Source organism: Paenibacillus sp. FSL R5-0908 (assembly GCF_038006245.1).
Lineage (GTDB): Bacteria > Bacillota > Bacilli > Paenibacillales > Paenibacillaceae > Paenibacillus_AQ > Paenibacillus_AQ odorifer.
This window is the reverse complement of record NZ_JBBOUV010000001.1, coordinates 4,825,702-4,851,904: the sequence shown is the minus strand read 5'-3', so window position 1 is coordinate 4,851,904 and position 26,203 is coordinate 4,825,702. Positions and strand designations below refer to the sequence as shown.

The following is a 26,203-nucleotide window of genomic DNA, read 5'->3' as shown; positions in this document are numbered from 1 at the left end:
CATTAAATTTTAACATAACTTATTCTGAGTTAATAAAGGCATAGAGACTGAGGGTATAAAAAGGAGATAATATGACAGAGAAAATAGATATAGGCTGGAATTTTGCGAATAGTTATACTCATCTGCCGGAATCAATGTTTACAAAAATTAAGCCAACGCCTGTACGTAAACCGGAACTGATTATGTTTAATGAACCATTGGCTGCTACTCTAGGGCTGAATAGCACAGCACTACAGAGTAAGGAGGGTCTTGGGATTCTTGCCGGCAACGAAGTTCCTGAAGGTACCGTGTCGCTTGCGCAAGCTTATGCTGGACATCAATTCGGACATTTTACCATGTTGGGAGACGGTCGAGCAGTGCTGCTGGGCGAACAGATCACCCCTCAAGGTGATCGTGTAGATATTCAGTTGAAGGGTGCGGGAAGAACCCCATACTCTCGTGGTGGCGATGGCCGGGCAGCGCTTGGACCGATGTTGCGCGAATATATCATCAGTGAAGCGATGCATGGACTCGGGATTCCTACGACTCGCAGCTTGGCGGTGGTAGCTACAGGGGAGCTGCTAATTCGGGAAACGGAACAGCCGGGGGCGGTTCTGACCCGGATCGCTGCCAGTCATTTGCGTGTTGGAACCTTCCAATATGTTGCTGCATGGGGGACTGTGGAGGATCTGCGTATTCTGGCTGATTACACGTTGCATAGACATTATCCAGAAGCTCCTGTGGAAGTTAATCCATATCTTGTTCTGCTTCGGGAAGTAATGGAACGTCAAGCAGCGCTAATTGCTAAATGGCAGCTTGTAGGTTTTATTCACGGAGTGATGAATACTGATAATATGGCCCTTAGCGGAGAAACGATTGATTATGGTCCATGTGCCTTCATGGATGTGTATAATCCTGAGACGGTATTTAGTTCCATAGATCAGCAGGGTCGTTATGCTTACCACAATCAGCCCGGGATTGGCGCATGGAATCTGGCCAGATTTGCCGAGACTCTCTTGCCATTGCTGGCTGACGATCAGGCACAGGCGATTAAGCTGGCTGAGGAGGCAATTTCAGATTTTTCGGAGCGGTCCTATCAATATTGGCTAACGGGAATGAGAGCGAAGCTGGGAATGTTTAACGAAGAGTTAGAGGATGTTGCTCTGATTGATACCCTCCTTGAACTGATGCAAAAATATCGGGCTGACTACACTAATACATTTCGGTCCTTAACTTTAGGCGTAATGGAAGATGCTGCTCTGTTTGGCACCCCTGAATTTAAGCAATGGAATGAGCTGTGGCAGGCGCGACTTAGCAGGCAGCAGGAATCACAATCCTCTTCACAGGAGCTGATGCGCAGCAGTAATCCTGCGATTATTCCGCGGAATCATCGTGTGGAAGAAGCGCTTGAGGCAGCGGTAGAGCGGAAAGATTACGATGTGATGGAGCGGTTCCTTCAAGCTTTGTCTAACCCATACGCCTACTCCCCTGAACAAGTGGAATACTCGGCACTTCCTGAGGAATCGGCTTGTCCATATCGTACATTCTGCGGTACTTAAATTGCTTATAATCTATCTGGAAAATGGGGGAAGGAAGAATGTTTCATGCTTATGATGTTCTAGCCAACCAGTTGCTGGCCAATGCAAATGATTCGAGTTGGTATGTGCCCTTTGAAGTGGCGGTTAAAGACTTAAGTGAAGAAGAAGCTTTTTGGAAGGTAACGGAAGAAAGCAATAGTATTGCTGAGATTGTGCAGCATCTGCTTTACTGGAATGAAACTTGGCAAACAAGGTATAAAGAAGCCAGTGTTCATGCGGTTCCTTCAGTGGATAATAATAATACCTTTGTCGTTGCAGAAGGGAAAACGTTCGAAGCGCTGCAAAAACAACTTTTAGAGGTTCTTTTACACTGGCAGGAATTGATTAAGAAAGAACAATTGGAAGCTGACGTTCAAGGATTCCCAGACAGTAAATGGTGGGAAGTACTCGGAAATGTAACGACCCATAATGCTTATCATGTGGGCCAGATTGTTTTTATTCGAAAGATACAGAAGAGCTGGAACCGCGATGTGAAGTGACATTGTGAAGTGAATCTTAAGGAATAGACATTTTAAAGGCGTTAGCGGATGCACATTCATCTGGCTTTCGTCTTTTTTTATGGGTTAATACTTACATATACTTAATTATTAACTTATAAACGCTTGTAAATACTTATAAAATGACTTATGATGACTTTAGGAGGTGAATTTCATTATGTATCAAGAGGAACGATTATTAAAAATACTCGAATATTTGAAACAACACCAATCGATGAGTGTTCAAGATATCTGTACGCAATTTGAAGTCTCAAGAGATACTGCCCGACGGGATATTGTTAGGTTAGTACAAGAGGGCGTCGTTGTTCGGACGCATGGCGGTCTAGCGTTACCTGAATTGCAAAAAGAATTATTATCTTATCAGGATCGTTTGATCGATGAATCCGAGAGTAAGCAGAGAATAGGGAAGATCGCGGCCGGGCTTATCCAAGATCGTGAGACTGTGATTTTAGACGTATCGACCACTGTACAGTTTGTTGCAGAACAAATAAGTGCGCAGGATATTACGGTTGTCACGCACTCGATAGATAATGTAGGGATTTTATCCCATCGTGAGGATTTGCAAATTTATGTACTTGGTGGTTACTTAAATGTGAAAAACCGCTTGTTATATGGTTCTTCCATTATCGATAAACTTAGTGAAATTCGTGCGGATAAAGCCTTTATTGGAGCATCGGCGATCTGTGCTGATGGACTCTATTATCCTTATGAAGAAGATGCGCGGGTAAAAAGAGAAATGGCTCGAAGATCTGATCAGGTGATTTTAGTTGCGGATCACACCAAATTTAATGCTAAATCCTTTTATCGGCTAGACTTTGATTTCGTTGATATTTTAGTTACAAATCGAGAGCTTCCAATCGAGATCAGAGAAGTTCTAGATCAGAAGAACATCACAGTTATTGAGTGCCAAGATGAAGCTGAAGAGGTTTGAAATCAAGAGTGATAACGAATGGAGGAGAATGTTTATGACTTATATTTTGCAAAATGTACAAGTAGTGCTTCAGAATAGTATAGTTTCAGCGGCTAATGTATGGATTTCTGAAGGAAAAGTGATGAAGATAGACTCAGGAGATATTTCTATCCCAGAGGGTGAGTATGAACGGATTGATGGCGGAGGGCATTTGTTAGTACCCGGTATGATAGATGTGCATATTCATGGCGCTAACGGGTTTGATATGATGGACGGTACTGAAGAGAGTATTCAAGAAGTGTCGAAGGCTTGCGCAGCATCTGGTTGCACCTCATTTCTGGCTACCTCTGTGAGTTCTACGATGGAGGATCTTTTAGAGATGATTCGTAGTGTCAAACGTGTAATTGGGCATGAAGTGGGAGCAAAGATCGCAGGCATTCACTTAGAGGGACCTTATCTAAACCCCAAAAGAAAAGGAATGCAAAATGAAAAGTATCTGCGGCATCCTAACTTAGAGGAAATGAAGCTCATTTTCCAAGAAGCTGGATCACTCATAAAAATGGTTACGATTGCTCCTGAGCTGCCGGGAGGCATGGAGCTTCTTTCCTTTTTGAAAGAACGGGGAGTGGTGATAGCGATTGCTCATTCGGATGCCACATATGAAGAAGCCAAACAAGCTTTTGCCGCTGGGGCAAGTCATGTTACGCATTGTTTTAATGGCATGCGGCCGATCCATCATCGAGATCCGGGGATTGTGGTTGCTGCTTTTGAAGAGAAACATGTAAGCCTGCAAGCTATTGTGGATAATGTTCATCTGCATCCTGCAATTATCCGACTGATGCATACCATGAAAGGACCAGAAGGAATGGTCTTGATCACAGATGCGTTACAAGCAATGGGGTTAGGGGATGGGAATTATATATTTGGAGGACATCAGGTTACGGTATCTGGTGGCATAGCGCGATTGGAAGATGGCACGCTGGCCTCCAGTACAGTTACCATGAATGAAGCCTTACGTTATACTGTAGAAACTGGAATTTCGCTGACAGATGCCGTACAAATGGCTTCAACTACACCTGCCAATATTCTTGAACTTCAACAAAAGGGGACGATCACCTCTGGCTTGGATGCTGACCTGGTTCTCTTGGATGATGAATTCAAAGTGCTCTGGACAATGGTAGGCGGGCAAATCTTACAGCTGTGACCGGTATTCATGGGCGGTTATTCCGAACACGCTTTTAAAATGCCTGTTCAGATGAGTTAGATCCACAAATCCGCAATCTACAACAGCTGCATAGATATCCTTAGTTCTCTCAATGGACTGCTTGGCACGCTCTACCTTGCAATTTAAGAAAAATTGATAGGGCGATATTCCTGTATATGTCTTAAACTCGCGAATAAACTGATATTTGGACAGACCAAACTCTGTGCAGAGATCGTCCAGCTTCAGCACATGGTCTAAACTGCAGTACATCATTTCCTTTGCTTTTTTGAGAAATTTATTATTCGTTCTGCGATCGGTAACTATTTCAGTATTCGATACTAAATGAACCAGAGTGAATAACAGTTCACTGCACAAAGACTCCTCTTTGCCATTCTGGATGGCATGGTTTAGGGCTAATATGCACTGCGCCAATTTGTCATCGTATAAGATAGGAGTGGCGAAGCGGAGTTCTTTTTTTCCTAGTATCTCTCGCATTTGGGTTGGCTTAATATAAAGCATGACATAATCAATGCCACCTTTATCATACGCATTGCCATCATGCGTTTGTTCCGGATTAAACAACATTACGCCATTTTTATGAGAGGACTGCAAACTACCGTCGAGATTATATTGCTGAATGCCACGAAGGGTCACACCGATTGCATATTCTTCATGGCAATGTTTTTTATAGGTGAAATCAGTAAGGCTGGCGGATAAGGACAGGATCTCTGCTGACTTTTTATAGTTAAATCTCTCCACGTTCTTAACCTCCGCGACTTTATAGGATTCCCGATATCATAATGGCTGAGTATACTAAAAACAGTGCCATCACGGTATTTAGAACTTTTTGATGATTTTTCATAAATGTTCTGAAGATTGTCCCAAATACAACCCATGTCGTAAATGCAAAAAATCCGATCACAGTTATAATTATAACAAACATAAACAAGGCAAGCGAAGAGGTATAGAATGGCATTACGTAGTTGGGAATAACCGTTAGTGTAAATACTAGCACTTTAGGATTCACAAGCTGCATAAGCACGCCTGAGCGGAAATTGGCATTTGGGTCAGGCTGGTCTTCCATTGAACCCATTTTAAAGATTTTATAAGCAAGGTAGAGCATATATAAACTCCCAATGACTTGCATAAAGATCAGGATATTTGGAATGATTTCTACTAGAACACGGTTCAGCAGAGTAGAAAGGATAAGTAATAAACCAAAAGCCAGCGTGGATCCGTATACATACCCCATTGATTTTTTAGCCCCGGAATGCTGCACGGAAGAAAGAATAACAATATTGGTAGGACCGGGTGTAAATGTAGCGACAACGCAATAGATCAGAAAGGACAATATATTCATGGTGACCTCCAGTAAAGTAGTTCTCTGAATATAAACCTTTCAGTCTGAATGCTGATAGTATATTATTGCAGGATTTTTAAGAATTCCGGCCGGGAATAGAAGAGGTGTCCGAATCAATGAATAAGAGTAATCCAATGACCATAAGCACGCTTTCTCCAGCTGATTTTGAATCCACATGCTCTGTTTTTGAAACTTCAATCCCAGATGCTTTTCAAAAAGAAGGGCTTGATCATTTACAAGAGGATATCCAAAGTGAAATTGATCATAAAAAGCAAATGGTGATGACTTCACTGGATACTACGACTGGGGAGCCTTACTTCCTTCTTGCAAAAATAGAAGAGCAGGTTGTCGGTACAATTTCCTTTGGACCTTGTGGCGAAGATATTCAAACCTGCACAGATCATCAGTTAGATGAAATAGGGGAATTGGGCAGTCTATACATTATGCCAAGTTATCAGGGCCAAGGTGTGGGTTCAGCCTTAATTAAGGAAATGATGATATTTCTAAAAAAGCAAGGGGTAGAGCAGTTTTGTCTGGACAGCGGTTATAAACGTGCACAGGTCAAGTGGCAACGTAAATTTGGGCAGCCTTATAAAGTAGTAGAAGACTATTGGGGACCTGATTCTGTCCATATGGTTTGGTTGTGTAATGTGAGTGATCATTTAAGCTAGAGATATATTTTTCATGAGAATAACAGTCCCTTTGCTGCGCGCAGAGGGATTTTTTGTTTTGTTGGATAAAACGGGTGTATTGTCGTTTGACAGATGATCTTTTGCCGGGTAATATAAATCTTAGATTTAGTAAATTAGTAATTTAGTAAATCAGTAAATTAGTAAATCATAAAATGGAGAGTGACTAATCATGAAAATTCCAACAACTCTAAAACATAAACCTGTAGTCGTGTCAGAAAATTACGAGCAGGTTGATGGCCGCTATGCCGGGGACACAGATGCAAAAGGTCTGTCCCTAGGATTAGCTCAATGGAATGATAGAGGAAAGGTCGACATCTCAGCAAAGGTATGGAGACATACAGGGGACAAATGGTCGAGACAGTCCGAAGAGCTGCCAATGCACCGTGTGCTTGACCTGGCAATTTTGATTTGCAGAAGTAGTTTGTATTTTCAAGAGGCCTATCGGTTTCCCAAAATGTATGATCCCGAGAGCCCTATGATTGATCGTATTGGACTGCAGGGAGATGCAATGAGTGTATCTGTCTGTGCAGATAATCCCATGATTGATAATGATATTAAGCTGTTCGCTCAGGCGCTTAGTGATGATGGTGAAATGATCGGAGAACGGCTTTCGGTATTGTCCCGTTTATTAAAAGAAATGGGGTACTGAAATTTAGCAGAATGGCCTGTGAAAGGAGAATCATAAATCATAATGGACAAAAGTAAACGTAAAGAACTTCAGGAGCAATATAAACAGCTCAAGACGTACATGGGTGCTATTCAAATTACAAACAAAATAAGCGGAAAAATATTCGTTGACAGCTATCCCAACCTGAAGAATAAATGGATGACTATACAGATGCAATTAGATATGGGCAGATTTGCGAATGCGGAGCTGCAAAAGGACTGGAAGGAACTTGGAGCAGAAGCTTTCAGCTATGAGGTGTTAGAGCAGAAGGAGTCAGAAGACGTAACCGACGTGCGCTGGGAGCTAAAACTGTTGAAAAAGAAGTGGTTCGAGAAATTGCAGCCCTTTGATGACAAAGGATATAATAAGCCACTTACCCATTAAGCCAAGTATAAAGAAACCTTTAGCTTTCATAGCAAGGGTTTCTTTTTTTAAGGATCGTATTTCACAACGGATTTCATGTGTCGTAATATTATATATGTTTTGTCGCATTTTCCTACTAAAAAAGCTGTTTATTATGTGTTATTTTTATAGCAGATGTCAGAATAACATATATACGGGAGGCACAAGTAAATGACCATTAGAATTGGTAAGCTCAGCTATTGGCATGTGCATGCATGGGATTACACCAAGCAAGCTCAGGAGCATGAAGATACCGTATTAGCTGCAGTTTGGGACGAAAACGTAGAGCGTGGGAACAAAGCTGCGGAAAGCTTGAATATTCCTTTTTTTGAATCACTGGATGATCTGCTTGCGCAAGAGGATATAGATGCCGTTATCGTGGATGCACCAACGAATATGCATAGAGATGTAATCGTGGCTGCGGCCAAGGCGGGCAAACATATTTTTACAGAAAAAGTTATTGCCCCAACGTTAAAAGAAGTTAACGCAATTATCGCAGAAGTTAACGAGAACAAAGTGAAGCTAACGGTCTCCTTGCCTCGTTTAAATGACGGCTATACATTAACTATTCAAGAGATTCTAAGTCAGGAACTGCTCGGCAAGATTACTTACGTTAGAGTTCGCTTATCCCATAACGGAGCAACGGAAAGCTGGCTTCCTGATCATTTCTTTAGCTTGGAGCAATGTGGAGGCGGAGCTTTGATTGATCTTGGCTGTCATCCCATGTATTTGACGAAGCTTTTCTTAGGTCAAGATGTGACTGGGGTAAGTGCTAATTTTGGGTATGTAACCGGTAAAGAAGTGGAAGATAATGCTGTAGTGACATTATTTACGGATTCTGGAGCAATTGGTGTGGTGGAGGCTGGTTTCGTGAATAGTCATTCGCCGTTTACTATTGAGGTGCATGGAACTGAAGGAACACTGCTTTACGGAACACCAGAGAATAAGCTTCTTCTTAGAACGAACAAATCCACGGATAAAGAAGAAGGCTGGAAAGAAGTAGTCCTGCAAAGCAATCGTGAAAGCGCCTTCCATCAATGGGTTGATCATATTCAAAACAATACACTCGCCACTCAAAATGTTGAAATGGCAGTTGAGCTTACCAGATTAATGGAGGCGGCGAACCGCTCGGCTAAAGAAGGCTGTGTAATTCCGATTGGGAGGACTTAACGTTGAGCAGCTTTCCCTATGAGATGATGTTTGAGAAGCAGGACATGCTTGAAAGATTGGATATCACGATTCTATGGGGACATTACGAGATTACAGTGTTTAGATTTCATTTGACTTCTTTTCCACCGGGCAGAGTAGTCGAGTTCCATAATCATTCTGAATTTGAGTTTCATTTCATTCCGCGCGGGAAGGGAGAAGTCATTCTTGGGGATCAAAAGTATCCTCTGTCAGAGGGAATGTTCTATCTAACCGGACCAGGTGTTATGCATCGTCAAGAGGCAGCTGCAGATGAATCCATGGAAGAGTTATGCCTGCATGTTGACATCAAAAAGAGGATCCGGGATGATGCTGATCTTTGGGAGGTTGCGGAAGCTGAGACCTGTGTGGAGAAGCTGAAGTGTTTACCCTTGGTCCCAGCACAAGACTATCACGGGGCTATGAAGTGTTTTCGAGAAGCGTACGAAGCATGCGATGGGAAGTTGACCGGATATTATACTTCAATTAAGCATCTCGTGATCAGTATTTTATTAAAGGCCGTTAGAGCGTATGATTCAGGCGGGATCCGCACGGAGGCGCCGGTTAGAGATATGCTGACTTACCGGTATCAATACGCAATGCAATATATGGAAGCGAATTATTCAGGAACGGTTACCTTAGAAAATGTTGCAGAAAAGCTGAATATTAGTTCAAGACAGCTGCAGCGGGTGTTTAAGCAAGTAAATGCAGAACAATCATTCAGTAGGGCGCTTGAGGACATTCGATTGCAAGCGGTCTGCCGCAAGCTTGAAGAAAGCAATTATCCGATAGAACAAATCGCACAATCGGAAGGGTTCACCAATGCTACCTATTTGCATATTGTCTTCCGCAAGCGGTTAGGCATGACACCGGCAACTTATCGAAACAGTAAACAAATCCATTAGAGGTGAGGGTGAAGGATATGAGTAAGGTTTTTCGTGTAGGGATTATTGGATGTGGTGGTATTGCGAATGGCAAACATCTTCCAAGCTTGAGCAGACAAAGTAAGGTTGAGATCGTGGCTTTTTGTGACATTATTAAAGAACGTGCGGAAGAAGCAGCGGAGAAATACGGAAGTAATAAAGCTACTGTCTATACGGATTACACTGAACTATTAAAAGATCAATCCATTGATATTATTCATGTGCTTACGCCTAATGATGTCCATGCGGAAATATCAATCGCTGCACTAGAAGCCGGAAAACATGTGATGTGCGAAAAACCAATGGCTAAGACAGCGGCAGATGCCAAACGAATGGTTGAAGCAGCGAAACGTACAGGCAAGAAGCTGACCATTGGATATGACAACCGGTACAGAGAGGACAGCTTATATTTGAAAAAAGCCTGTGAGTCCGGAGAGCTTGGTCATATTTATTTTGCAAAAGCACATGCCATCAGACGGAGAGCTGTACCGACCTGGGGAGTATTTCTTGATGAAGAGAAACAAGGCGGCGGTCCGCTTATCGATATCGGAACCCATGCACTGGACCTAACTCTTTGGATGATGGATAACTATAAACCAAAGGTTGTGCTGGGTACTAAATATCATGAGCTTTCACAAAAGGAAGAAGCCGCCAACGCCTGGGGACCGTGGGACCCTAAAAAGTTCACCGTGGAGGATTCAGCCTTTGGAATGGTCGTAATGGAGAATGGTGCAACAATCATGCTGGAAGCGAGCTGGGCTCTGAATTCACTAGACGTACATGAAGCGAAATGCAGCTTAAGTGGGACGGAAGCAGGCGCAGATATGAAGGACGGACTTAGAATTAACGGAGAGAAATTCAGCAAGCTGTACACTAATAAAATTGAGCTTGGGGCAGGCGGCGTTGCCTATTATGAAGGAAAAGCTGAAAGTGCTCCGGATATAGAATTAAGAAAGTGGATTGAAGCGATTGAACAGGATAAGGACCCGGTTGTAACTCCTGAACAGGCTTTTGTTGTTTCGCAAATATTGGAAGCTATTTATGAATCGGCGCAGACCGGCAAAGCTGTGTATCTGGATTAGATTTTGACAACTATAGTGATTTAGAGTAATATCCACTTGTGATTTAATTATAGGGATCTGAGACAAGACTCTCTCTTTACCGGGAGAGTTTTTTTGTTTTTTTACTTGTTTAGACTCTGGGTAATAGGGGTGGAAAAGTGGATACTATTGATCGCAATCATGTGCTTATTGTGGAAGATGACGATAATATTAGACGTTTTATATCTATAAATTTAACGAATAAGGGATTTGTGGTTAGTGAAGCTGCTTGTGGAGAAGAAGCATTGCAGAGCTTTGAGGCGAGCCGTCCAGATGTTATGGTTCTGGATATCATGTTGCCTGATTCTAATGGGTTCGAAATATGCCGAAAGCTAAGAGAGAAAGACGCTGGGGTCATCATCATTTTCTTAACCGCACGTGGACAGGATTTGGACAAAATCAATGGCCTTGAAATGGGTGCTGACGATTATATTGTTAAACCTTTTAATCCATTAGAATTGGTAGCACGTATTAAAGCTATTTTGCGCCGTACAGAATCAGCTCTAAAGCCGCAAAAAACGATACTTCAAGCTGGACCGATTCGGCTGGATCTGAATGCAAACAAGATGTTTAAGCAGGATGACAGCATTGAATTAACTCCGAAGGAATTTCAGATGATGAAGACCTTTCTGGAGCATCCGGATACAGCACTCTCTAGGAATGAATTAATGAATCTTGTCTGGGGAGAGGATTATATTGGAGATCCTAAGACGGTAGATGTTCATGTGCGTAAGTTAAGAGAGAAAATTGAGGTGGATCCATCTAATCCGCTTTGGATTGAGACGGTATGGGGGCTCGGATACCGCTTTAGAAAGGATGGTTGAAGAATGGGGATTCAGAAAAGATTAGTAGGAAGCTATTTTGTAGTCATCTGTCTTACTGTGCTCATTCTTGAAATCATTCTTAATGTATCTGTGCGATATTATTATTTTCATAACATAGAGGAAACCCTGATGAATCAAGCAGAGCTATCGGCTTCTTTTTTTCAGCAATACTTTGGGGACCAGGATTTGGAGGAACAATCGGATAGGTTACTGAAGGGTTTTGCTAGTCATTCCGATGCACAGGTACAGATTATTAATGTTGAAGGCCGGCTGTTGCAGGATTCAAATGGCCTTCAAGGCGATCTAACGATGACTGAGTACATAGATGTGCAATCAGCAATAAAAGGGCAGCCCGGCAGTTGGAAAGGTGCGGACCCTAATACAGGGGAAGCGATTTACGCGGTATCTTATCCTTTACAAGCGAATGGAAACATCGTGGGGGGAGTCAGATTTATCACGTCCTTAACGGAAACTATACATACAGTTAAACAGATTACGGTTTTACTGATCGGGGTGGGGATCATCGTCATTGGCATTGTCACCTTACTTGGATTATTACTGTCTTGGACCATAACCAGATCAATTAAAGATTTGAAGCAGGCAGCAGATCAGATGACCGAAGGTGATTTCAGCATCAGAGTGCATAAGCGCTATCAAGATGAGCTTGGTTCATTGGCAGATACGTTAAATATGATGGCAAGCCGGATTTCCAAGAGTGAACAGCTTAAGAATGATTTTATCGCTTCCGTATCCCATGAACTGCGAACACCCTTGACCTCGATCAAAGGTTGGGCAATTACCTTAAAGGCGAGTGAGGTGAGTAATCAACCTCTGTTTTATGATGGGCTTGATATTATTGAATCCGAAAGTGACAGGTTAACTCATATGGTGGATGAATTGTTGGATTTCTCCAAGTTGGATAACGGAAGAATCGCCGTTCACTTCACATCTGTGGATCTAACAGAACTGCTGCAGCATATCGGCAGACAACTTACCCCTAGAGCGACCCGACAAGGCATCTCACTAGATGTGAAAATAGAAGAAGATCTGCCAGTGATTCAAGCTGACGAGAATCGTGTGAAGCAAGTCATGATTAATCTCATTGATAATTCACTCAAATTTACTGGTTCATCAGGTCGAATCTTTATCACCGCGCATACGGTTCCAGGAAAAGTCGTGGTTTCTGTAGAGGATACAGGCTCAGGCATCGCAGAGACGGATTTAGAGAATGTGCGGCAAAAATTCTACAAAGGGGATCAACAGGCTTCGGGCAGCGGCTTGGGATTATCCATCTCGGAACAGATCATTAAATTGCATCATGGAGAGCTGCGAATAAGCAGCACTTTAGGTAAAGGAACGATTGTTCAATTTGACTTACCGATAGAATAAGAATTCAAATTTAACTATTTCATAACCACTTTCATCTCTTTCACAGATAAAATACTATATATGCGGACAAGCGAGGAGTCGATGATCCAAATGCCGAGCAAATTCATAAAAATAGGTACCCTGTTGACAACTTTATTTTTGCTCGGTGGATGCGGAGTCCCGGCGACACCCGGAGAGCTGATTAAACCTCCATCATCAGAAGCAAACCTGCAGCGAGACAAAACGAACCAGGAATTTATTAAGTGGCTTCCAGACAAAGCTCAATTGATAACTCCGATGAAGGGACAAGAAGATAATGCCATCTCCTTTGGCGATATGGATGGAGACGGAATTGACGAAGCTGTAGTTGTGTATGAGTACAGTAAAAACAAAGGATACACTATAAAAGCAATGTTGTTGAGGCAGGAAAATGAAGCTTGGCAGAAGATTTCCGAGGTTGAGGGGTTTGGGTATGGTCTGGATTATGCCGGATTCTTTGATGTTGATGAAGATGGCCATAACGAGCTTGCACTGGGCTGGTCATTGGGTGAGGCTGGGAATGGTCTGGATATTTATACGCTAAGTGAAGATAAACTTAAGCTGTTATCGAAGAAAGCATATCAGGGCAAATATGATCTGAGGTAATCATTTAACCTAATCATCCGTAGCGCTGCATTGAGAAAAAAGAAGTAAAAGTGCTCAGCGGATTATTTATAATGCCCATTTTCATGTATATATCCCGTACACAACAAGAAAACTACAGAAATTAAATAGAGGTTGTAAATGCTTATCTCTACCAAAATTGCAAAGCTGGACAGATCCGTACTTTTTCTCACCACCTGCTTAGTTGGCATGGGTACTGTTGCTATTTATGAAGCGACTTCGGATACGCGGTTAGACGGTCTTTACATAAGTTATGTGTATTTATTTGCTTTATTTTCCCTACCCATGTTATTCATTGCTTTGGTAGATTATAAGATTCTATTAGGCAGATTAGCGTATCTCTTTTATGGCGTGGGCATAGGTTTACTAGTACTAGTCAAGCTGGTTGGAGAAAACCTCAATGGTGCCGTGCGTTGGTTAAGCATTGGGAGCTTTCAGCTTCAGCCCTCCGAGCTGGCTAAAATATGTACGGTGCTGCTCATTGCTCATCTATTAGGTACACGAGAGGGCCAGCGGCTGCGGTTTTTTCAAGATTTAGTGCCGGTCTGTTTCGTTTTTTTAATTCCTTTCATTTTAATAATGGATCAGCCCGATTTGGGTACAGCACTCGTATTTGCTGGCATATTACTTAGTATGCTGTGGATTGGTAACATCCGTGCTCTATATATGATTCTGATCCTTGGTGTTGTGATTATTTCTATCGGCACGATATTATGGCTGTATTATGCTAACTTCGACTTGTTATCCAAGATTGTCGAGCCCCATCAACTGTCACGAATCCAAGCCTTTTTGGACCCGCAGAGCGATCCTGATAAATCTTGGCATGTGAAAAACGCAATGATAGCCATTGGCTCCGGGGGATTATCGGGCAGTGAGGGTATTTTTTTGCGAAAAGGATATATTCCATATGCGTATTCCGATTCGATCTATGTAGTCATCGGGGGGAAATACGGTTTTATAGGTTCATCCGTGCTGCTGATGCTTTATTTGCTGCTCGTGTACCGAATGATCTTTATTGCGCTGGATAGTAGGGAGCATGCGGGTACCTATATTGTCACCGGGTTTATCGCTATGTTCATCTTTCAAGTTTCCGTTAATCTTGGGATGCATATTGGCTTGCTGCCTCTGACGGGGATTTCATTGCCTTTTATTAGTTATGGAGGCAGCTCATTGCTTACTAATATGATTGCGATTGGCATAGTGCTAAGTGTTAAAGTTCATAAGGATGAAAGCGCTGATTGAATAAGCTATTGGAACTGAGTGGAGGAAATTATGTCTAACAAACGCAAGTGGACAACAACCCGTAAAATTCTGACGAGCATTGGTCTTGTCTTAGGCGCAACTATTATAGCGATTGGAGTATATGCAGGGTATTTATACAAAAAGACGGATGATGCGATACAGCGTATGGCAGCTCCAGTCACCGTCCAACCCACTGCTGCTCCAGAGGAAAAAAAGGAGACCGTATCGGTTGAACCTATGATTTTTCTGCTTGCCGGGGTAGATAGCCGGGACGGTGGCGGTGGGGTAATGAATACCGATGTTCTGATGCTTGTCAGCTTCAATCCGGACACGAAGTCGACGAGTTTCTTATCTTTACCCAGGGATTTGTTGCTAAAACCTAAATCGTTACCTTCCCGTAAAGCCAATTATTATTATGCTTATCATTACATAAAAGACAAAACAGAGGCTATTCCGAATACAAAAGAGTTTTTCAGCAATTTGCTCGGTCTGCCGATTGATCACATGGTTGTGGTGAATTTTGATGTGTTGCAGGAGACCGTGGATTTGCTTGGCGGACTGACTATAGATGTCGATATGGATATGAAATATACCGATACGGCAGATGGTACACACATCGATTTAAAGAAAGGCTTGCAAAAGCTGGATGGCCAACAAGTTCTTGATTTTGTGCGGTACCGTAAATCGAATCAAGGAACGGCTGAATCCTCCGATTTCCAGCGCAATGATCGGCAGCAGCAAGTAATCAAGCAGATTCTGGATAAGCTAGGAAATTTCCAAGGCGTGTCCCAATGGGGAAATATATTGGATATCATTGGTGAAAATGTGAAGACGGATATTCCTCAAGCAGATCTGCAGCAGTGGTTATTCAACTTCCCTAAACTTAAACCAGAGAGTATTAATTCCTTACATGTGGAGTCTCTTTGGAAGAGTCCGTATGTCTATGTGAATAAAGAGGATCTAAAACAAGCACTTACTACTCTGAGTACGGAAGCAGGCGTCAGCTCCGAAAGCTCATTACACTTGGAGAATGTTGGGACGGTGGATTAACATCTATAACCCTGCTCTTAAGAGCAGGTTTTTTTATTTGTTTTACTATAAATCCCGCTAACCAGTAAAGTAATCCGCCAAGAGGTAGAGGCCTGGCTTCCATGCATAGTACCATAAACACAGCGATTATGACGAATCGTATATTGTTTCTGGTTTACTTGAGAGGAGAAGGGGATTTTATGAAATACAGACGGGGGATTATGTTTCTCATCGTACTTACAGGGATGATCTCAATAGCTGCTTTTAATCCGATTATTGGTCCGCTTGCGCGAAATTTGGGGCTGAGTGATTTTCAATCAGGATGTTTAGTATCGGTGGCGGGGTTATGTTGGCTGCTCGGAGGATATTTCTGGGAAAAACAAACGTTTATGAGCCGAAAGTGGCTGCTTGCTTCGATTATGTTCGTCTATATGGCGACACTCATCATTTTTGCACTATTAGCTGATTATGCAGTAAATGCACAGAGTAAAGAGAGTCTGTTTTGGAGTTTCTTTTTACTTCGCGCAATAGCTGGCTTTTTCTTTGGAGGAATTCCGGCATTAGCACAAGCTTATGTTATGGGCTGGAGTACAAAAGAAACCCGTACACAAGGAATGGCATTATTTGGTGCGGCCAACGGTCTTGGTTTCGTAGTAGGACCCGCAATGAGTGGAGGAATGGCTTCACTGGGCCTGACCTCACCAATGTACGCGGCAGCTATTTTATTGTTCACCTTGGCTATATTGTTTCTGGTGTTTATTCCTAAAGAAAAGAATATTGAGATTGAGCGGCAGGCGATTTCACTTTCCCCCAATGATCGACGTATACGCCTCTATTTATGGATTGGACTTTTGCTTTCGTTTGCTCTGAATATCGTGCAGGTTACTATCGGATTTTTTGTGCAGGATAGCTTGGGTTACAGTACTCAGCAAGCCACTCAGTTAATTGGAATGGGGCTGGCGATCTCGGGAATAATGGTAGTGCTCTCGCAAATTGTAATCAGTAAGTATCTCAAATGGCATCCTAAAAAAGTGCTGCTTGTAGGACTCTTATTTGTTGCCTTAGGCTTGCTGGGATTGTTATTGTTCATCAGATTTGCGTATGTAGACTTTACATTCTTGGGTATTGGCATCGGCTTTACACTGCTCGGCTACAGTGCGGGGGCTTCAATGGCGGTTCAAGACCATGAGCAAAGAAGCGTTGCTTCCTTTATTGCTGCCCTGCAAGGTGGCGGGTCATTCATAGGGCCAGTTATAGGTACGGCCTTATACACCGTTAATATGGCGCTTCCTTATTCTATCTGCGTACTGTTGATATGTATTGTAGGTCTCGCTAATATGAAGAAAAGAGCGGCGGATCGTGTGGAGAGTTGTTAAAGAAGAAAGGCTGCTCCTAATAGCAGCTTCAGGCTGTCGAGGGTGACTCGACAGCTTTTTTTGTAGCTTTCTGCTGGCAGTGAGTTTATGTAGAAAATAAGGAGAAAGAGTTTTTTACCTCGTATTGAGCTTCCAGTTAATAGTATAATAAGAACTCGTAGGAGTTATTTCAATATGTTGTAGAGAGGTTATCCAGAATAACTGTATACGATACATACTCATATTTTTTTGAGGAATAAGGAGATGAAAGCATGACTGTAAAAACTACAGCGGAACAAATCCGCATTATCGAATACGATTCTTCTTATGCTGGGGCGGTCGCAGAAATGTGGAACCGCAGCAACGAAAGCTGGGGCGGAGGCACCAATCAGAGAACTGAGGACAGTGTGCGCCGTGAGATGGAGATCTCGTCCAATCTTAATGCCTTTCTTGCCGTTGATGGCAAAGAGGTAGTCGGCTTCTGCAGCTTCGCCCACTACCGTCAAGATGAAGGGGCTTTATATGTCCCGCTATTGAATGTACGCCCCGATTATCACGGATACAAGGTCGGCCGCAATCTGATTCTGAACGCTGTTCGCCAAACAATAGAAGCGGGCTGGCCACGTCTTGATCTGTTTACCTGGGCAGGTAATACGAAAGCCGTACCGATGTATAAGAAATGCGGATTTTTTTGGGAGAAAAATGAAGATTACGTCCATCTGATGAACTTCATTCCAACAGTACTGCAAACGGAAGCACTTGCTCCTTATTTTGAGGAACTGGATTGGTATGCAGACAGTACCCGTGAACTCCCAATCCAGCCAGATGGCCGCCAGGAGCGTGGCTTTGATTTCTTTGATTACACTTGGCAAAAGGGAGAACTCTCCTTGCGGGCGGAATTCGAGAAGACTGGCCGTGGTCTGACCGCTCTTGATACACCAGACTATGAAATCTCTACAGAGATTGATGATCATGATCTAGTGTTTGGTTCGACCTACAAGATCCGCTATCGCATCAAGAATCGTTCGACGTCTGAGCTGGCCATTGAGATCGAAGGCCAGAACGATAAAAATATCCGGTTTGCTCTATCTGATGCGCGAACATTAGCACCAGGTGAAACGGTTATCGTGGAAGGTGATTTTGAGCTTGATTCGGTTAGGGAAGAGCAGAACGATAAGAAGACACACCCCGTTGTTATGAGTAAGTGGATCATCGGTGGCAAGCGTGCTGAATTCCGCATTGGCGTTGCTCCTAAATTCCCACTCAAGATGAAGATAGCGCTGCCACACAGGGAACTGTATCTGGGCCTTCCTTCGGAACTGTACCTTAATGTGGAGAATAATTTTGCTGCAGAAGCAGAATTTTCTTTTGATTTGCCCGAAGACGAATTCCTGATGTGGGCGGATCGTACTGTAAGCTTTACTGTTCCAGCTAAGAGTAAGGCTTCTATTCAAGTACCCTTTACCCTAAATTCATACGGTCTTTATTCACAGGCTATTGAGGTAACGGCCGTTCCGGTTGGAGAGAAGGCAGTCACCTTTATCAGCAAGCTATCCGTTCTAATGAAGGGAACGCATGGCCGCTTTGGTGGGGAAAACGGGGATCAGTGGGTGGCTGTGAATGGCGCCTACTCTATTCATCTTAATAATACAGACAATGGAATGTGGATTGAATATCCCGGCTCGAGCCATAATTTCTGGTTGACCCATCCGAAGTTAGGCAAGCCGTTCGCAGAAGAATTCTCTAAGAAACAGGCCAAAGAAGTAAAGATCTATTCTGAAGGGGAGAGTCAGGTTCTCGAAGCTCTTTACGAGTCGGAAGAATTTCCGGGTCTTGAGATAAAAAGAGTGGCTAAGCTATTTGCTAACGGAATCGCTGAGTTTTATAGCGAGGTCTGCAATACCAATAGTGACATCCTGGAAGAAGACATGTATCTGTTGACGAATTTCGGCTTTTTCGGTAAACAGCTCATCTTGCCATATCAGGGCCAATACGTGGACATGGGCGATGCGTACTCAGGCGATCCAAGTCTTTGGGACAGTGCACAAATTACGGAGAACTGGTTGTTCTGCAAGGAAGAGAACGTCACATGCGGAATCTGCTGGGATTCTTCGCTAAAATTGCTTCGTCCGGAATACCCGCTTGGGCTGGAGCATAATCTTGGCCGAATCTCCGCTGGAGATGTCGTACGGACAAAAACTATGGTTTTTGCTCTTAACACCTTCCTTAAGTGGTCGGAATTCCGCGCCTTTGCCCTAAAACAGCAGAATTCGGTCATACCGGTGTTGGATGACCATCTTGAGCTAACGCTTGGCGGTGGAAATCCGTTTGCGGCAGGGGCACTTCATGCCGAGCTAATCGAACGAAAGATGACACCGCTTGATGGAAGCCTTGAATTGTATGTACAGGCTGATGGAGAAGCGGAGCGAAGTGTCGCAGAGATGGAGTTGCAAAGAGGACAAAACTTGCACTCCGCGGGTTTTGAGCTCTCTACTGAGGATACAGAATCACCAGAACACAACGAATCTGGCCGTAAGGTCCGGGTCGTCTATCGCGGTGAGGACCGCATTCAAGAGCGAACAGGCCTCTGGTTTCCACAATCGGAAACAAGCATTGTTTGTGAGATAGAAGAAGGACCTGCGGGTCCCATTTACACAGTGAGCAACGGTGTTCTATCTATTGCAGCTGCTCCTGATTTCGGCAGCGTTGTGCATTCCTTGAAGCACCAAGGAGAAGAGTGGCTGGACAGCACCTTTCCGAAAGCTGAACCACGTTCCTGGTGGAATCCTTGGCATGGTGGACTCGGTGTGGGTATTTCTGGCATAGGCGGATTTAGCCGGTTGCAGGAGCCAAGAAGCGCAGCTTGGACGGAGCAGATGGATGATCACGGTAACGTCTGGAAGGGACTGAGACTGACCACTTCGATGGAGAAGCAGGAAGCAAACCGGGGGATCACGATCAATCAGCATTACCTCATGCTGCCCGGAGTTCCTGTGCTCTGTGTGTTGATTTCAGTAACCAATGAAAGTGGAATGACGCTGCCGCATTATTCGCTATCCGAGGATAGTTACTTTAAGCCTTCACCAATCTATTCGGAAGGCTGGATGGAGCTCCCAGAGGAAGGCAACTTCCCTATCGGGAAGGTCGAAGCCCATCTGGAATCCAAGGGACTTATCCGAATCGGTGCAACTTCGCGTAAAGACATGCTGCATGTGGTGCATAGTTATCCTAATCAGAGAGCTATGTCTTACGTGAACAATAAGGTATTCACATATGGTGTGAATCACCATCTACTACTTCTGAACGGAGAAACCGCTTGGACACAGCCGACCTTCATGATCATGGGAGAGCTCGCTCTGGATCCAGAGATAGTTCGTAATCTTATGAAGGTGACCTTTGCTAGTGCTTCTGACAAAAAGGAGACTATAAATGCCAATCATTGATATTCACATTCATCTGTCGGACATCGATAGCTTTCATCGGACAGCACTGGACCTCTCCAAAGTTGATTACACAGCTGCTGGGCTCAAAGCGGAGTTTGACAAGAACGACGTTGTTCTCGGCATTGGTATGGGGGTCACGGAGCAGACGAAGGGAGCCTTTCCTGACTCTGCCTCTCCCAATCCGATGGGACTCGACTTGGAAGCCAGTGTGCCGCCATTCTTAATGGAATGCGTGGGCATTAATCCGAATATGCTCGGAGGAAAGGATGCTTTGGATGAGCTGGACCGAATTGAGGCAAGGCTGCAAGCTCCTGAGGTAGCTGGTATTAAGCTCTATGCCGGGTACTATCATCATTACGTTTATGACAAAATCTACTCGCCGATCTATGAGCTGGCGGCCAAGTACGGCATGCCTGTGGTTATTCATACCGGTGATACGTATTCGATGAATGGATTGCTTAAGTATGCGCATCCGCTTACCGTGGACGAACTAGCGTTCCAACGGCGCGACGTGAACTTTATGATCTGCCATCTAGGCGATCCATGGGTGATGGATGCTGCTGAAGTGGTCGCCAAGAATCCGAACGTCTATGCCGATTTGTCTGGTCTCGTTGTTGGTGATCAGCCTCATTTTGAGCGGTTCATGAATGAACCCCTGTTTATGGATCATTTTCGCCGGGCGTTGGTGTACTCTGATCACTATGAAAAAATGTTGTTCGGTACCGATTGGCCACTCGCGCCTATTGATCTCTATGTGGAGTTCGTTCGCCGACTTGTGCCTGAGCAGCACCACGAGAAAGTATTTTATGAGAATGCCTTTGCATTATTTCCACGCATCCAGCAGAGAATTGCAGCGCTCTGAGCGGAGCGGGACAGTATATCTGAAGCGCAGGAAAATAATATAATTACGAACAAGCCATCCTTAGTTAGTATTAAAGGATGGCTTGTTTTTACATTTGTATGATAACCATGCCTATTTTTAGATTGAGTTTCCAAATTTTAATCTTCCTTTTTTTTACTTAACAGATCAGCTAGCTCAACCGAATTCTTATTTCTTAAATCCAGCATCTTTTCGCTATTGCTAGCTTTAATCAGGAAACCATCTTTCGTTGTAAAATCCATATAAAGGCTGAATCCGACCACCTTTGAATTAGCGTAAGTAACAGTCATTCGATAAGTTGGTTCACCTACATCTACAGACCCGCGTACTTTTTTTACAGTTCTTATAGCATCTTCGAAGATTTGAAGGCTTTCACGGTCAGTATAAGTGATTTCTGTTGTTTCGGATACAAGATGGACACTTACGATCTTCTGCGTGGGTCTGACTAATACAAATAATAAAATCAGTAAAATTATCAGTGAAAATGATAGAATACTAAATTTTTTCATAACTGACCTCCTTACTTAAGAATAATGCAGACCCATCACTTAGTTTCCAAAATAGTTATAAATTTCAACTGAGTGTGCGTTGGTTATTTCATTGTTGGAATCTTATAAAAGTTCCTAGGGTTCTATTTATATTTGCTACTGGACTGGTGAAACCTTTATTAAAATAATAAACGTCTAAGAAGGTATACATATTTTAGAAATAATGTGCTTGCTTTTTAATTACACGTTTGTATAATGAATGTATTACACGAATGTATAACAAGGAGAAATAGGGATGAATAACAAAATCAAACGCTTGCCAGATGCTGAACTGGAAATTATGCTGGTGATTTGGCGAGCCGAGAGTTGGGTTAGCTCCACTTATATTTTGAATCAACTGGGGGATAAACGTAACTGGGCGCTTGCAACTTTGATGACAGTGCTGTCACGGCTGGTTGAAAAGGGTTTTCTATCTTGCGAAAAAGAAGGGCGGAGCAACCGTTATCTCGCTGCAATTTCTGAGACAGATTATAAAGAGAGCGAAGGGAAGTCTACGCTTGAAAAGCTGTTTGGCAACTCTGTGCAGGATATGGTAATGTCCTTATACAACGGGAAGGCGATTGATAAAAGCGATCTTGCTGAGTTGCGGGAAATGCTCGATAGAGTAGATAAGGAGGAATCCTGATGATAACAGGTCTTTTTACAGATTTTTTGGTTATTTCTGTGACCCTAAGTTTAGTTATTATCGGCTTGATCACATTAACTCCCTTGTTAAGAAAACATTATTCGGCTAAGCTGAGCTATTGGATATGGTTGATCCTAACCTTGCGATTATTGTTGCCATTCAACTTTTCCTTTACCAATCCTCCTGTGGCGATTCAGCTACCCGAAGGCCAGGCCATAGCAACAGTCTTTCAAGGATCAGCGTCCCAGAATTTGCAGGCGGATGCGCCAGTAATCTCTCAGCCGGTCCAGACAGGGGATGTAATCCATATCCCTTCTATAATTAATATTTTAGCTTACATCTGGGTTATTGGAGCTGTGCTTTTTTTAGGGTATCATTTGCTGAGTTATTTCTTTTTCAGAAAACAGGTATTACGTTGGAGCAGCCCTCTTCAGAGTGAGGATATGTTCTCCAAGCTCAAACAAGTCGCTAAAGAAATGCATGTAACACCCGCCATTCCGGTTCTGATAAGCAGTAAAGTTCCGAATCCGATGCTAATGGGTTTTTACAAGCCAACACTATTCTTGCCGCATGATCAATATAGTGACGAAGAGCTGGAGTTTATCTTAAAACATGAGCTGGTCCATTACAAAAGGCATGACATCATATATAAGCTACTGCTACTGATTGTGCAGGCACTGCATTGGTTTAATCCATTGGTCTGGTTCATGGCACGCGAAGCTGTCCGCGAAATTGAAATTTATTGTGATGACACCGTTGTACGTAAGCAAAATGCAGCATATCGAAAGAAATACTGCGAAGCTATTTTATCGGTTATGCAAAGTAATACTACTCGGCATGTAGCTTTATCAACGAATTTTGCAGGAGGAAAATACTCGATGAAGCAGCGATTCGGCAGTATTTTAAATATGAAAGAAAAACGAAACGGAGTAGGTGCATTTCTTGCGGTCTTAATGGTGGTTGGTGTAACAGCAGTGCTTGCAGCCTGTACCAACCTAACCGGCCAATTTACAGATATCGCGCTCAAACCAGGTACTATCTATTCCTACAGCTCTAGTGGCGAACAAGTTGTTGTGCATGACGCTGGGAATGCGTATTCCATGGACGAGGATGGTAATGTCTCTGTCTCCTATCGGAAAGGGGAGATCCAAGCGCAAACGCCTTTAAAACTTGATACGACTGGAACTGAAATGGGGATGGGTCGAGCGGATACCGGATTTTATATCTCCGAGGACAAAACTGCAATTGTATATGGATTTGCGGATGGTAAAGAATCCCCTCTACATGTATTAATCAGCAATGACATGGGAAAATCATGGAATAACTACAACATTGAAGGTGCAAAGGGTTATGATGCCAAGTTCATCGGGTTTACTGACAAGCAAAATGGTTGGATCGTCTCCGGAGGTTCTGCAGGTGTGGGACGTTCGCTAAATTATGTATACCAGACCTCTGACGGCGGGAAGACATGGATGGAGCTTGGAAATCCTAACGATTTATACGCGGAAAGTTTAGCCGGGGCAGGGTTTTCTAACAAGGATATCGGATTCTTAGGGTTCAGATATTATGAAGATAATGGGCCTGTTATTTATTGGACCAAAGATCAGGGACAGTCAATGGAAAAGCTCGTGGTAGCCCTTCCGGAAACCTTTAACGAATATCAAAAAACGCCGCTTTCTCCTATTTTTAATGGAAAAGAAGGATTGTATCCTATTCTGCTCAGCAAAGAGGGCAATACTGTAGGTACCATCTATCTGTCGAGTAAGGACAACGGCCTGAAGTGGACGTATGATCCAGCATATGATCAAATGGGCGATTCAAAATAGGGGCAAGTGGAGCAGGGGGGGATCTACAAAGATCTCGCCCCTTTTTTATGTGGAGAGCCGTCGAATTTAATATGTATCGGCTTTTAATTGTATTTTGTACAGCTATTTTCGCTCGAAAAACTCGCTCATGAAGATAGTTGTATTTTGTACACCTATTTTTTAGTTTTTTGCCGCTAAAGCTGATAACGGTGATTTTTAATTGTATAGAATACAGTTAAAGTGAGAACTTAGCCTTTTACAGACGAAATAAGTGTATAAAGTGCAGTTATCTCATAGGTTGCATAAAGTTACAGCGATTTTTCTCCGAGGATTGCCCAAAGAAGACCTTAAAGTCGGATAGCTACGATTTATCATTATCTGCTTAAACTTCCGCTACAAACCAAAAACACCAGGCAGAGCTTTTCCAATAATCGGATAATCAATGCCTGGTTGTCTTTTTACTATTTTTTTAATAATGAGACTTTATTTGAATCTATCATCATCTGCATTAGTATAACGCCTCGTCACCGATAAAAGAGGAATACATTACTTTTTCCAGCCTCCACCGCTATGTGAGGAGGACTCTACATAGTCTACGTTGATTTTGCCAGTGCTCGTTCCTACCTCAGTGTTGAAATTATATTGTCGCAGGTTCCAATCATCGAAGGTTCCCTGCCAGTCATTATCTACGATGAAGGCGTAACGTGTTGTAGCGGAATTAGTGCCTCGAATATGAGAGCAGACTGCTCGTGATCCGTAGATACCCATTTTATAGCCTTTGGAATTTTTAGTACTGCTGTCTAGCACTGATTTTATGCCTTGAAAATAAGGCACTATATTGTTTGTGATTTCGGTAGAAGTCATATCGCGGTCTATGGCAAAATAAATCGGAGTGCTGCTGGTTTGTCCCAAATCACTTGCTAAGCCTACAGCCGTTTCAGCATCTTTAACACCATTGGCTTTTGTAAAATGATCGAGTGATTTGCTGATTTGATAAAGGGATATGATATATAATCCCCCATCTGAAATTCGTGTAATCTCAGCTGAGGTGAGACCATCCTGGTAACCTTCAACGCGATTCAAATATCGGCAAACGAATGTGAATTTATTATTTTTAAGTGTAGTTAATCTTGCTGCTGTTACATTTGTAGCTGTATCACAACCTAAAGCCATTGTAATTGCCTTCTTTCAATTATTTTGTTTAAGGTTTGGCGCCAACCTCCTTATCAATATATGAGAAAACTTTCACATATTCTTGGGAGAACAACGAAATGAGAGAAAAAGAGGCAGATTGAGAGGAAGAATAGAAGGAGAGACTTCGATTTTGGAATTTACTATTATTGTTAACTACTAGGAAACTTTGGAATTAAATTACATCTATACTTCGCAGTTATTCGATGCTGTTCAGTTCGATTTTCAGAAGACGCCAAAAGGTCTAATCTATCTAACCGTAACAGATGTTTACGAAGAACCACCTATCAATAATAAATGGTATACGATGATTATTAAGGATGGAATGGTCATTCGCCACGCAAGTGTAGGATACCATCTTCGTTATGGTGACAATGTGAAAATAGCTGGCGATTAGCTCCTGCTTACCGATGGGAAAATATTACGATTGATAGAAGATGGAACAGGGAAGGTAACGGAGACGATTAATCTGAACACTCTAGGTGGTAATTCGGATAATTATTTAGTGGAGGGAATGGACGAGGATTTTCTGCTGATTCGGTCCAATCAGCAAGGTTTCCTCATAATGATAGATCGTAAAACAGGTGCCAAAACATTGTTGTACAAGGCACTTTTTGACGTAGAGCAGCAAAAATATGCCGAAACAAACGACCTTCCTTTTTTTGGAGACAATATCATAGTAAGATTTGATCCCAAGGTTTAAAAACCTTGGT

General features: G+C 42.9%; 26 protein-coding genes. 22 read left to right on the top strand and 4 right to left on the bottom strand.

Going from position 1 to position 26,203, the window contains the following annotated elements; genetic code table 11:
• The first annotated feature begins 71 nt into the window (after window positions 1-71).
• The 4 genes from MKZ09_RS22095 to nagA all read left to right on the top strand — a co-directional run bounded on the left by MKZ09_RS22095 (window position 72) and on the right by nagA (window position 4,188).
• Window positions 72-1,538, top strand: coding sequence for a protein adenylyltransferase SelO (locus MKZ09_RS22095; RefSeq protein ID WP_076201528.1), 1,467 nt, complete (start codon window positions 72-74; stop codon window positions 1,536-1,538).
• A gap of 38 nt (window positions 1,539-1,576) precedes the next feature.
• Complete coding sequence (locus MKZ09_RS22090) at window positions 1,577-2,056, top strand: DinB family protein (RefSeq protein WP_076201530.1); 480 nt, start codon at window positions 1,577-1,579, stop codon at window positions 2,054-2,056.
• A 175-nt stretch (window positions 2,057-2,231) separates the two neighbouring features.
• Window positions 2,232-3,005, top strand: coding sequence for a DeoR/GlpR family DNA-binding transcription regulator (locus MKZ09_RS22085; protein ID WP_076201533.1), 774 nt, complete (start codon window positions 2,232-2,234; stop codon window positions 3,003-3,005).
• A 34-nt stretch (window positions 3,006-3,039) separates the two neighbouring features.
• A complete protein-coding gene (gene nagA / locus MKZ09_RS22080) occupies window positions 3,040-4,188 on the top strand; it encodes an N-acetylglucosamine-6-phosphate deacetylase (RefSeq protein WP_076134381.1) in 1,149 nt (382 codons plus the stop codon).
• On the opposite strand, the gene MKZ09_RS22075 is transcribed toward nagA, so the two are convergent.
• Window positions 4,177-4,947, bottom strand: coding sequence for an AraC family transcriptional regulator (locus MKZ09_RS22075; RefSeq protein WP_076134382.1), 771 nt, complete (start codon window positions 4,945-4,947; stop codon window positions 4,177-4,179). The genes nagA and MKZ09_RS22075 overlap by 12 nt on opposite strands.
• Before the next feature lie 19 nt (window positions 4,948-4,966).
• Window positions 4,967-5,548 (bottom strand): LysE family translocator, encoded by a 582-nt coding sequence (locus tag MKZ09_RS22070; protein WP_076134383.1) that lies wholly within the window; start codon window positions 5,546-5,548, stop codon window positions 4,967-4,969.
• Between the two features lie 116 nt (window positions 5,549-5,664).
• On the opposite strand from MKZ09_RS22070, the gene MKZ09_RS22065 reads away from it, so the two are divergent.
• From MKZ09_RS22065 to MKZ09_RS22000, 14 genes are all read left to right on the top strand, one after another.
• Window positions 5,665-6,219 (top strand): GNAT family N-acetyltransferase, encoded by a 555-nt coding sequence (locus MKZ09_RS22065; protein ID WP_081394157.1) that lies wholly within the window; start codon window positions 5,665-5,667, stop codon window positions 6,217-6,219.
• Window positions 6,220-6,409: 190 nt separating this feature from the next.
• Window positions 6,410-6,889 carry a DUF6530 family protein gene (locus MKZ09_RS22060; protein ID WP_038572158.1) on the top strand — a complete coding sequence of 160 codons (480 nt, stop codon included), beginning with the start codon at window positions 6,410-6,412 and terminating at the stop codon, window positions 6,887-6,889.
• A gap of 42 nt (window positions 6,890-6,931) precedes the next feature.
• Window positions 6,932-7,291 (top strand): GIY-YIG nuclease family protein, encoded by a 360-nt coding sequence (locus MKZ09_RS22055; protein ID WP_076134385.1) that lies wholly within the window; start codon window positions 6,932-6,934, stop codon window positions 7,289-7,291.
• 189 nt (window positions 7,292-7,480) lie between these two features.
• On the top strand, window positions 7,481-8,479 hold the full coding sequence (locus MKZ09_RS22050) for a Gfo/Idh/MocA family protein (RefSeq protein ID WP_076134386.1): 999 nt from the start codon (window positions 7,481-7,483) through the stop codon (window positions 8,477-8,479).
• A 2-nt stretch (window positions 8,480-8,481) separates the two neighbouring features.
• Window positions 8,482-9,399: an AraC family transcriptional regulator gene (locus tag MKZ09_RS22045; protein WP_248548564.1), complete on the top strand. Its 918-nt coding sequence runs from the start codon at window positions 8,482-8,484 to the stop codon at window positions 9,397-9,399.
• 17 nt (window positions 9,400-9,416) lie between these two features.
• On the top strand, window positions 9,417-10,499 hold the full coding sequence (locus tag MKZ09_RS22040) for a Gfo/Idh/MocA family protein (RefSeq protein ID WP_076201535.1): 1,083 nt from the start codon (window positions 9,417-9,419) through the stop codon (window positions 10,497-10,499).
• A gap of 137 nt (window positions 10,500-10,636) precedes the next feature.
• A complete protein-coding gene (locus MKZ09_RS22035; RefSeq protein WP_076134388.1) occupies window positions 10,637-11,341 on the top strand; it encodes a response regulator transcription factor in 705 nt (234 codons plus the stop codon).
• A gap of 3 nt (window positions 11,342-11,344) precedes the next feature.
• Window positions 11,345-12,730 (top strand): sensor histidine kinase, encoded by a 1,386-nt coding sequence (locus MKZ09_RS22030; protein ID WP_076134389.1) that lies wholly within the window; start codon window positions 11,345-11,347, stop codon window positions 12,728-12,730.
• A gap of 90 nt (window positions 12,731-12,820) precedes the next feature.
• Window positions 12,821-13,354, top strand: a complete 534-nt coding sequence (locus MKZ09_RS22025; RefSeq protein WP_076201538.1) for a hypothetical protein — start codon at window positions 12,821-12,823, stop codon at window positions 13,352-13,354.
• A 138-nt stretch (window positions 13,355-13,492) separates the two neighbouring features.
• On the top strand, window positions 13,493-14,614 hold the full coding sequence (locus MKZ09_RS22020; RefSeq protein WP_076201541.1) for an FtsW/RodA/SpoVE family cell cycle protein: 1,122 nt from the start codon (window positions 13,493-13,495) through the stop codon (window positions 14,612-14,614).
• A gap of 30 nt (window positions 14,615-14,644) precedes the next feature.
• The gene (locus MKZ09_RS22015; protein WP_076201544.1) at window positions 14,645-15,664 is read left to right on the top strand and encodes an LCP family protein; all 1,020 of its coding nucleotides are present in this window, start codon (window positions 14,645-14,647) and stop codon (window positions 15,662-15,664) included.
• Between the two features lie 179 nt (window positions 15,665-15,843).
• Window positions 15,844-17,019 (top strand): MFS transporter, encoded by a 1,176-nt coding sequence (locus tag MKZ09_RS22010; protein ID WP_076201547.1) that lies wholly within the window; start codon window positions 15,844-15,846, stop codon window positions 17,017-17,019.
• A 251-nt stretch (window positions 17,020-17,270) separates the two neighbouring features.
• Entirely contained in the window at window positions 17,271-20,441 is a 3,171-nt protein-coding gene (locus MKZ09_RS22005) for a GNAT family N-acetyltransferase (protein ID WP_076201550.1), read from the top strand.
• Window positions 20,428-21,303, top strand: a complete 876-nt coding sequence (locus MKZ09_RS22000) for an amidohydrolase family protein (RefSeq protein ID WP_076201554.1) — start codon at window positions 20,428-20,430, stop codon at window positions 21,301-21,303. Before MKZ09_RS22005 ends, MKZ09_RS22000 begins: the two co-directional genes overlap by 14 nt.
• Before the next feature lie 137 nt (window positions 21,304-21,440).
• Here MKZ09_RS22000 and MKZ09_RS21995 read toward each other — a convergent pair whose 3' ends face one another.
• Window positions 21,441-21,830 carry a hypothetical protein gene (locus MKZ09_RS21995; protein WP_076201555.1) on the bottom strand — a complete coding sequence of 130 codons (390 nt, stop codon included), beginning with the start codon at window positions 21,828-21,830 and terminating at the stop codon, window positions 21,441-21,443.
• A gap of 274 nt (window positions 21,831-22,104) precedes the next feature.
• On the opposite strand from MKZ09_RS21995, the gene MKZ09_RS21990 reads away from it, so the two are divergent.
• Both MKZ09_RS21990 and MKZ09_RS21985 read left to right on the top strand, forming a co-directional pair.
• Complete coding sequence (locus MKZ09_RS21990) at window positions 22,105-22,494, top strand: BlaI/MecI/CopY family transcriptional regulator (RefSeq protein WP_076134397.1); 390 nt, start codon at window positions 22,105-22,107, stop codon at window positions 22,492-22,494.
• Window positions 22,494-24,320 carry a M56 family metallopeptidase gene (locus MKZ09_RS21985; RefSeq protein WP_076201556.1) on the top strand — a complete coding sequence of 609 codons (1,827 nt, stop codon included), beginning with the start codon at window positions 22,494-22,496 and terminating at the stop codon, window positions 24,318-24,320. Before MKZ09_RS21990 ends, MKZ09_RS21985 begins: the two co-directional genes overlap by 1 nt.
• Window positions 24,321-24,845: 525 nt before the next feature.
• Here the strand turns inward: MKZ09_RS21985 and MKZ09_RS21980 are convergent.
• Window positions 24,846-25,472 carry a glycoside hydrolase domain-containing protein gene (locus tag MKZ09_RS21980; RefSeq protein ID WP_076201557.1) on the bottom strand — a complete coding sequence of 209 codons (627 nt, stop codon included), beginning with the start codon at window positions 25,470-25,472 and terminating at the stop codon, window positions 24,846-24,848.
• A 187-nt stretch (window positions 25,473-25,659) separates the two neighbouring features.
• Here MKZ09_RS21980 and MKZ09_RS21975 point away from each other — a divergent pair, with 187 nt between their 5' ends.
• Window positions 25,660-25,887 (top strand): hypothetical protein, encoded by a 228-nt coding sequence (locus tag MKZ09_RS21975; protein ID WP_076201558.1) that lies wholly within the window; start codon window positions 25,660-25,662, stop codon window positions 25,885-25,887.
• Window positions 25,888-25,917: 30 nt separating this feature from the next.
• On the top strand, window positions 25,918-26,193 hold the full coding sequence (locus MKZ09_RS21970; protein ID WP_076201559.1) for a hypothetical protein: 276 nt from the start codon (window positions 25,918-25,920) through the stop codon (window positions 26,191-26,193).
• Window positions 26,194-26,203: the final 10 nt, after the last annotated feature.

Excerpts from the sequence above, each read along its gene's own strand:
- MKZ09_RS22095 (WP_076201528.1), top strand. The coding sequence starts at position 72 with ATGACAGAGAAAATAGATATAGGCTGGAATTTTGCGAATAGTTATACT.
- MKZ09_RS22090 (WP_076201530.1), top strand. The coding sequence starts at position 1,577 with ATGTTTCATGCTTATGATGTTCTAGCCAACCAGTTGCTGGCCAATGCA.
- MKZ09_RS22085 (WP_076201533.1), top strand. The coding sequence starts at position 2,232 with ATGTATCAAGAGGAACGATTATTAAAAATACTCGAATATTTGAAACAA.
- nagA (WP_076134381.1), top strand. The coding sequence starts at position 3,040 with ATGACTTATATTTTGCAAAATGTACAAGTAGTGCTTCAGAATAGTATA.
- MKZ09_RS22070 (WP_076134383.1), bottom strand. The coding sequence starts at position 5,548 with ATGAATATATTGTCCTTTCTGATCTATTGCGTTGTCGCTACATTTACA.
- MKZ09_RS22065 (WP_081394157.1), top strand. The coding sequence starts at position 5,665 with ATGAATAAGAGTAATCCAATGACCATAAGCACGCTTTCTCCAGCTGAT.
- MKZ09_RS22060 (WP_038572158.1), top strand. The coding sequence starts at position 6,410 with ATGAAAATTCCAACAACTCTAAAACATAAACCTGTAGTCGTGTCAGAA.
- MKZ09_RS22055 (WP_076134385.1), top strand. The coding sequence starts at position 6,932 with ATGGACAAAAGTAAACGTAAAGAACTTCAGGAGCAATATAAACAGCTC.
- MKZ09_RS22050 (WP_076134386.1), top strand. The coding sequence starts at position 7,481 with ATGACCATTAGAATTGGTAAGCTCAGCTATTGGCATGTGCATGCATGG.
- MKZ09_RS22040 (WP_076201535.1), top strand. The coding sequence starts at position 9,417 with ATGAGTAAGGTTTTTCGTGTAGGGATTATTGGATGTGGTGGTATTGCG.
- MKZ09_RS22030 (WP_076134389.1), top strand. The coding sequence starts at position 11,345 with ATGGGGATTCAGAAAAGATTAGTAGGAAGCTATTTTGTAGTCATCTGT.
- MKZ09_RS22025 (WP_076201538.1), top strand. The coding sequence starts at position 12,821 with ATGCCGAGCAAATTCATAAAAATAGGTACCCTGTTGACAACTTTATTT.
- MKZ09_RS22020 (WP_076201541.1), top strand. The coding sequence starts at position 13,493 with ATGCTTATCTCTACCAAAATTGCAAAGCTGGACAGATCCGTACTTTTT.
- MKZ09_RS22015 (WP_076201544.1), top strand. The coding sequence starts at position 14,645 with ATGTCTAACAAACGCAAGTGGACAACAACCCGTAAAATTCTGACGAGC.
- MKZ09_RS22010 (WP_076201547.1), top strand. The coding sequence starts at position 15,844 with ATGAAATACAGACGGGGGATTATGTTTCTCATCGTACTTACAGGGATG.
- MKZ09_RS22005 (WP_076201550.1), top strand. The coding sequence starts at position 17,271 with ATGACTGTAAAAACTACAGCGGAACAAATCCGCATTATCGAATACGAT.
- MKZ09_RS22000 (WP_076201554.1), top strand. The coding sequence starts at position 20,428 with ATGCCAATCATTGATATTCACATTCATCTGTCGGACATCGATAGCTTT.
- MKZ09_RS21995 (WP_076201555.1), bottom strand. The coding sequence starts at position 21,830 with ATGAAAAAATTTAGTATTCTATCATTTTCACTGATAATTTTACTGATT.
- MKZ09_RS21990 (WP_076134397.1), top strand. The coding sequence starts at position 22,105 with ATGAATAACAAAATCAAACGCTTGCCAGATGCTGAACTGGAAATTATG.
- MKZ09_RS21985 (WP_076201556.1), top strand. The coding sequence starts at position 22,494 with ATGATAACAGGTCTTTTTACAGATTTTTTGGTTATTTCTGTGACCCTA.
- MKZ09_RS21980 (WP_076201557.1), bottom strand. The coding sequence starts at position 25,472 with ATGGCTTTAGGTTGTGATACAGCTACAAATGTAACAGCAGCAAGATTA.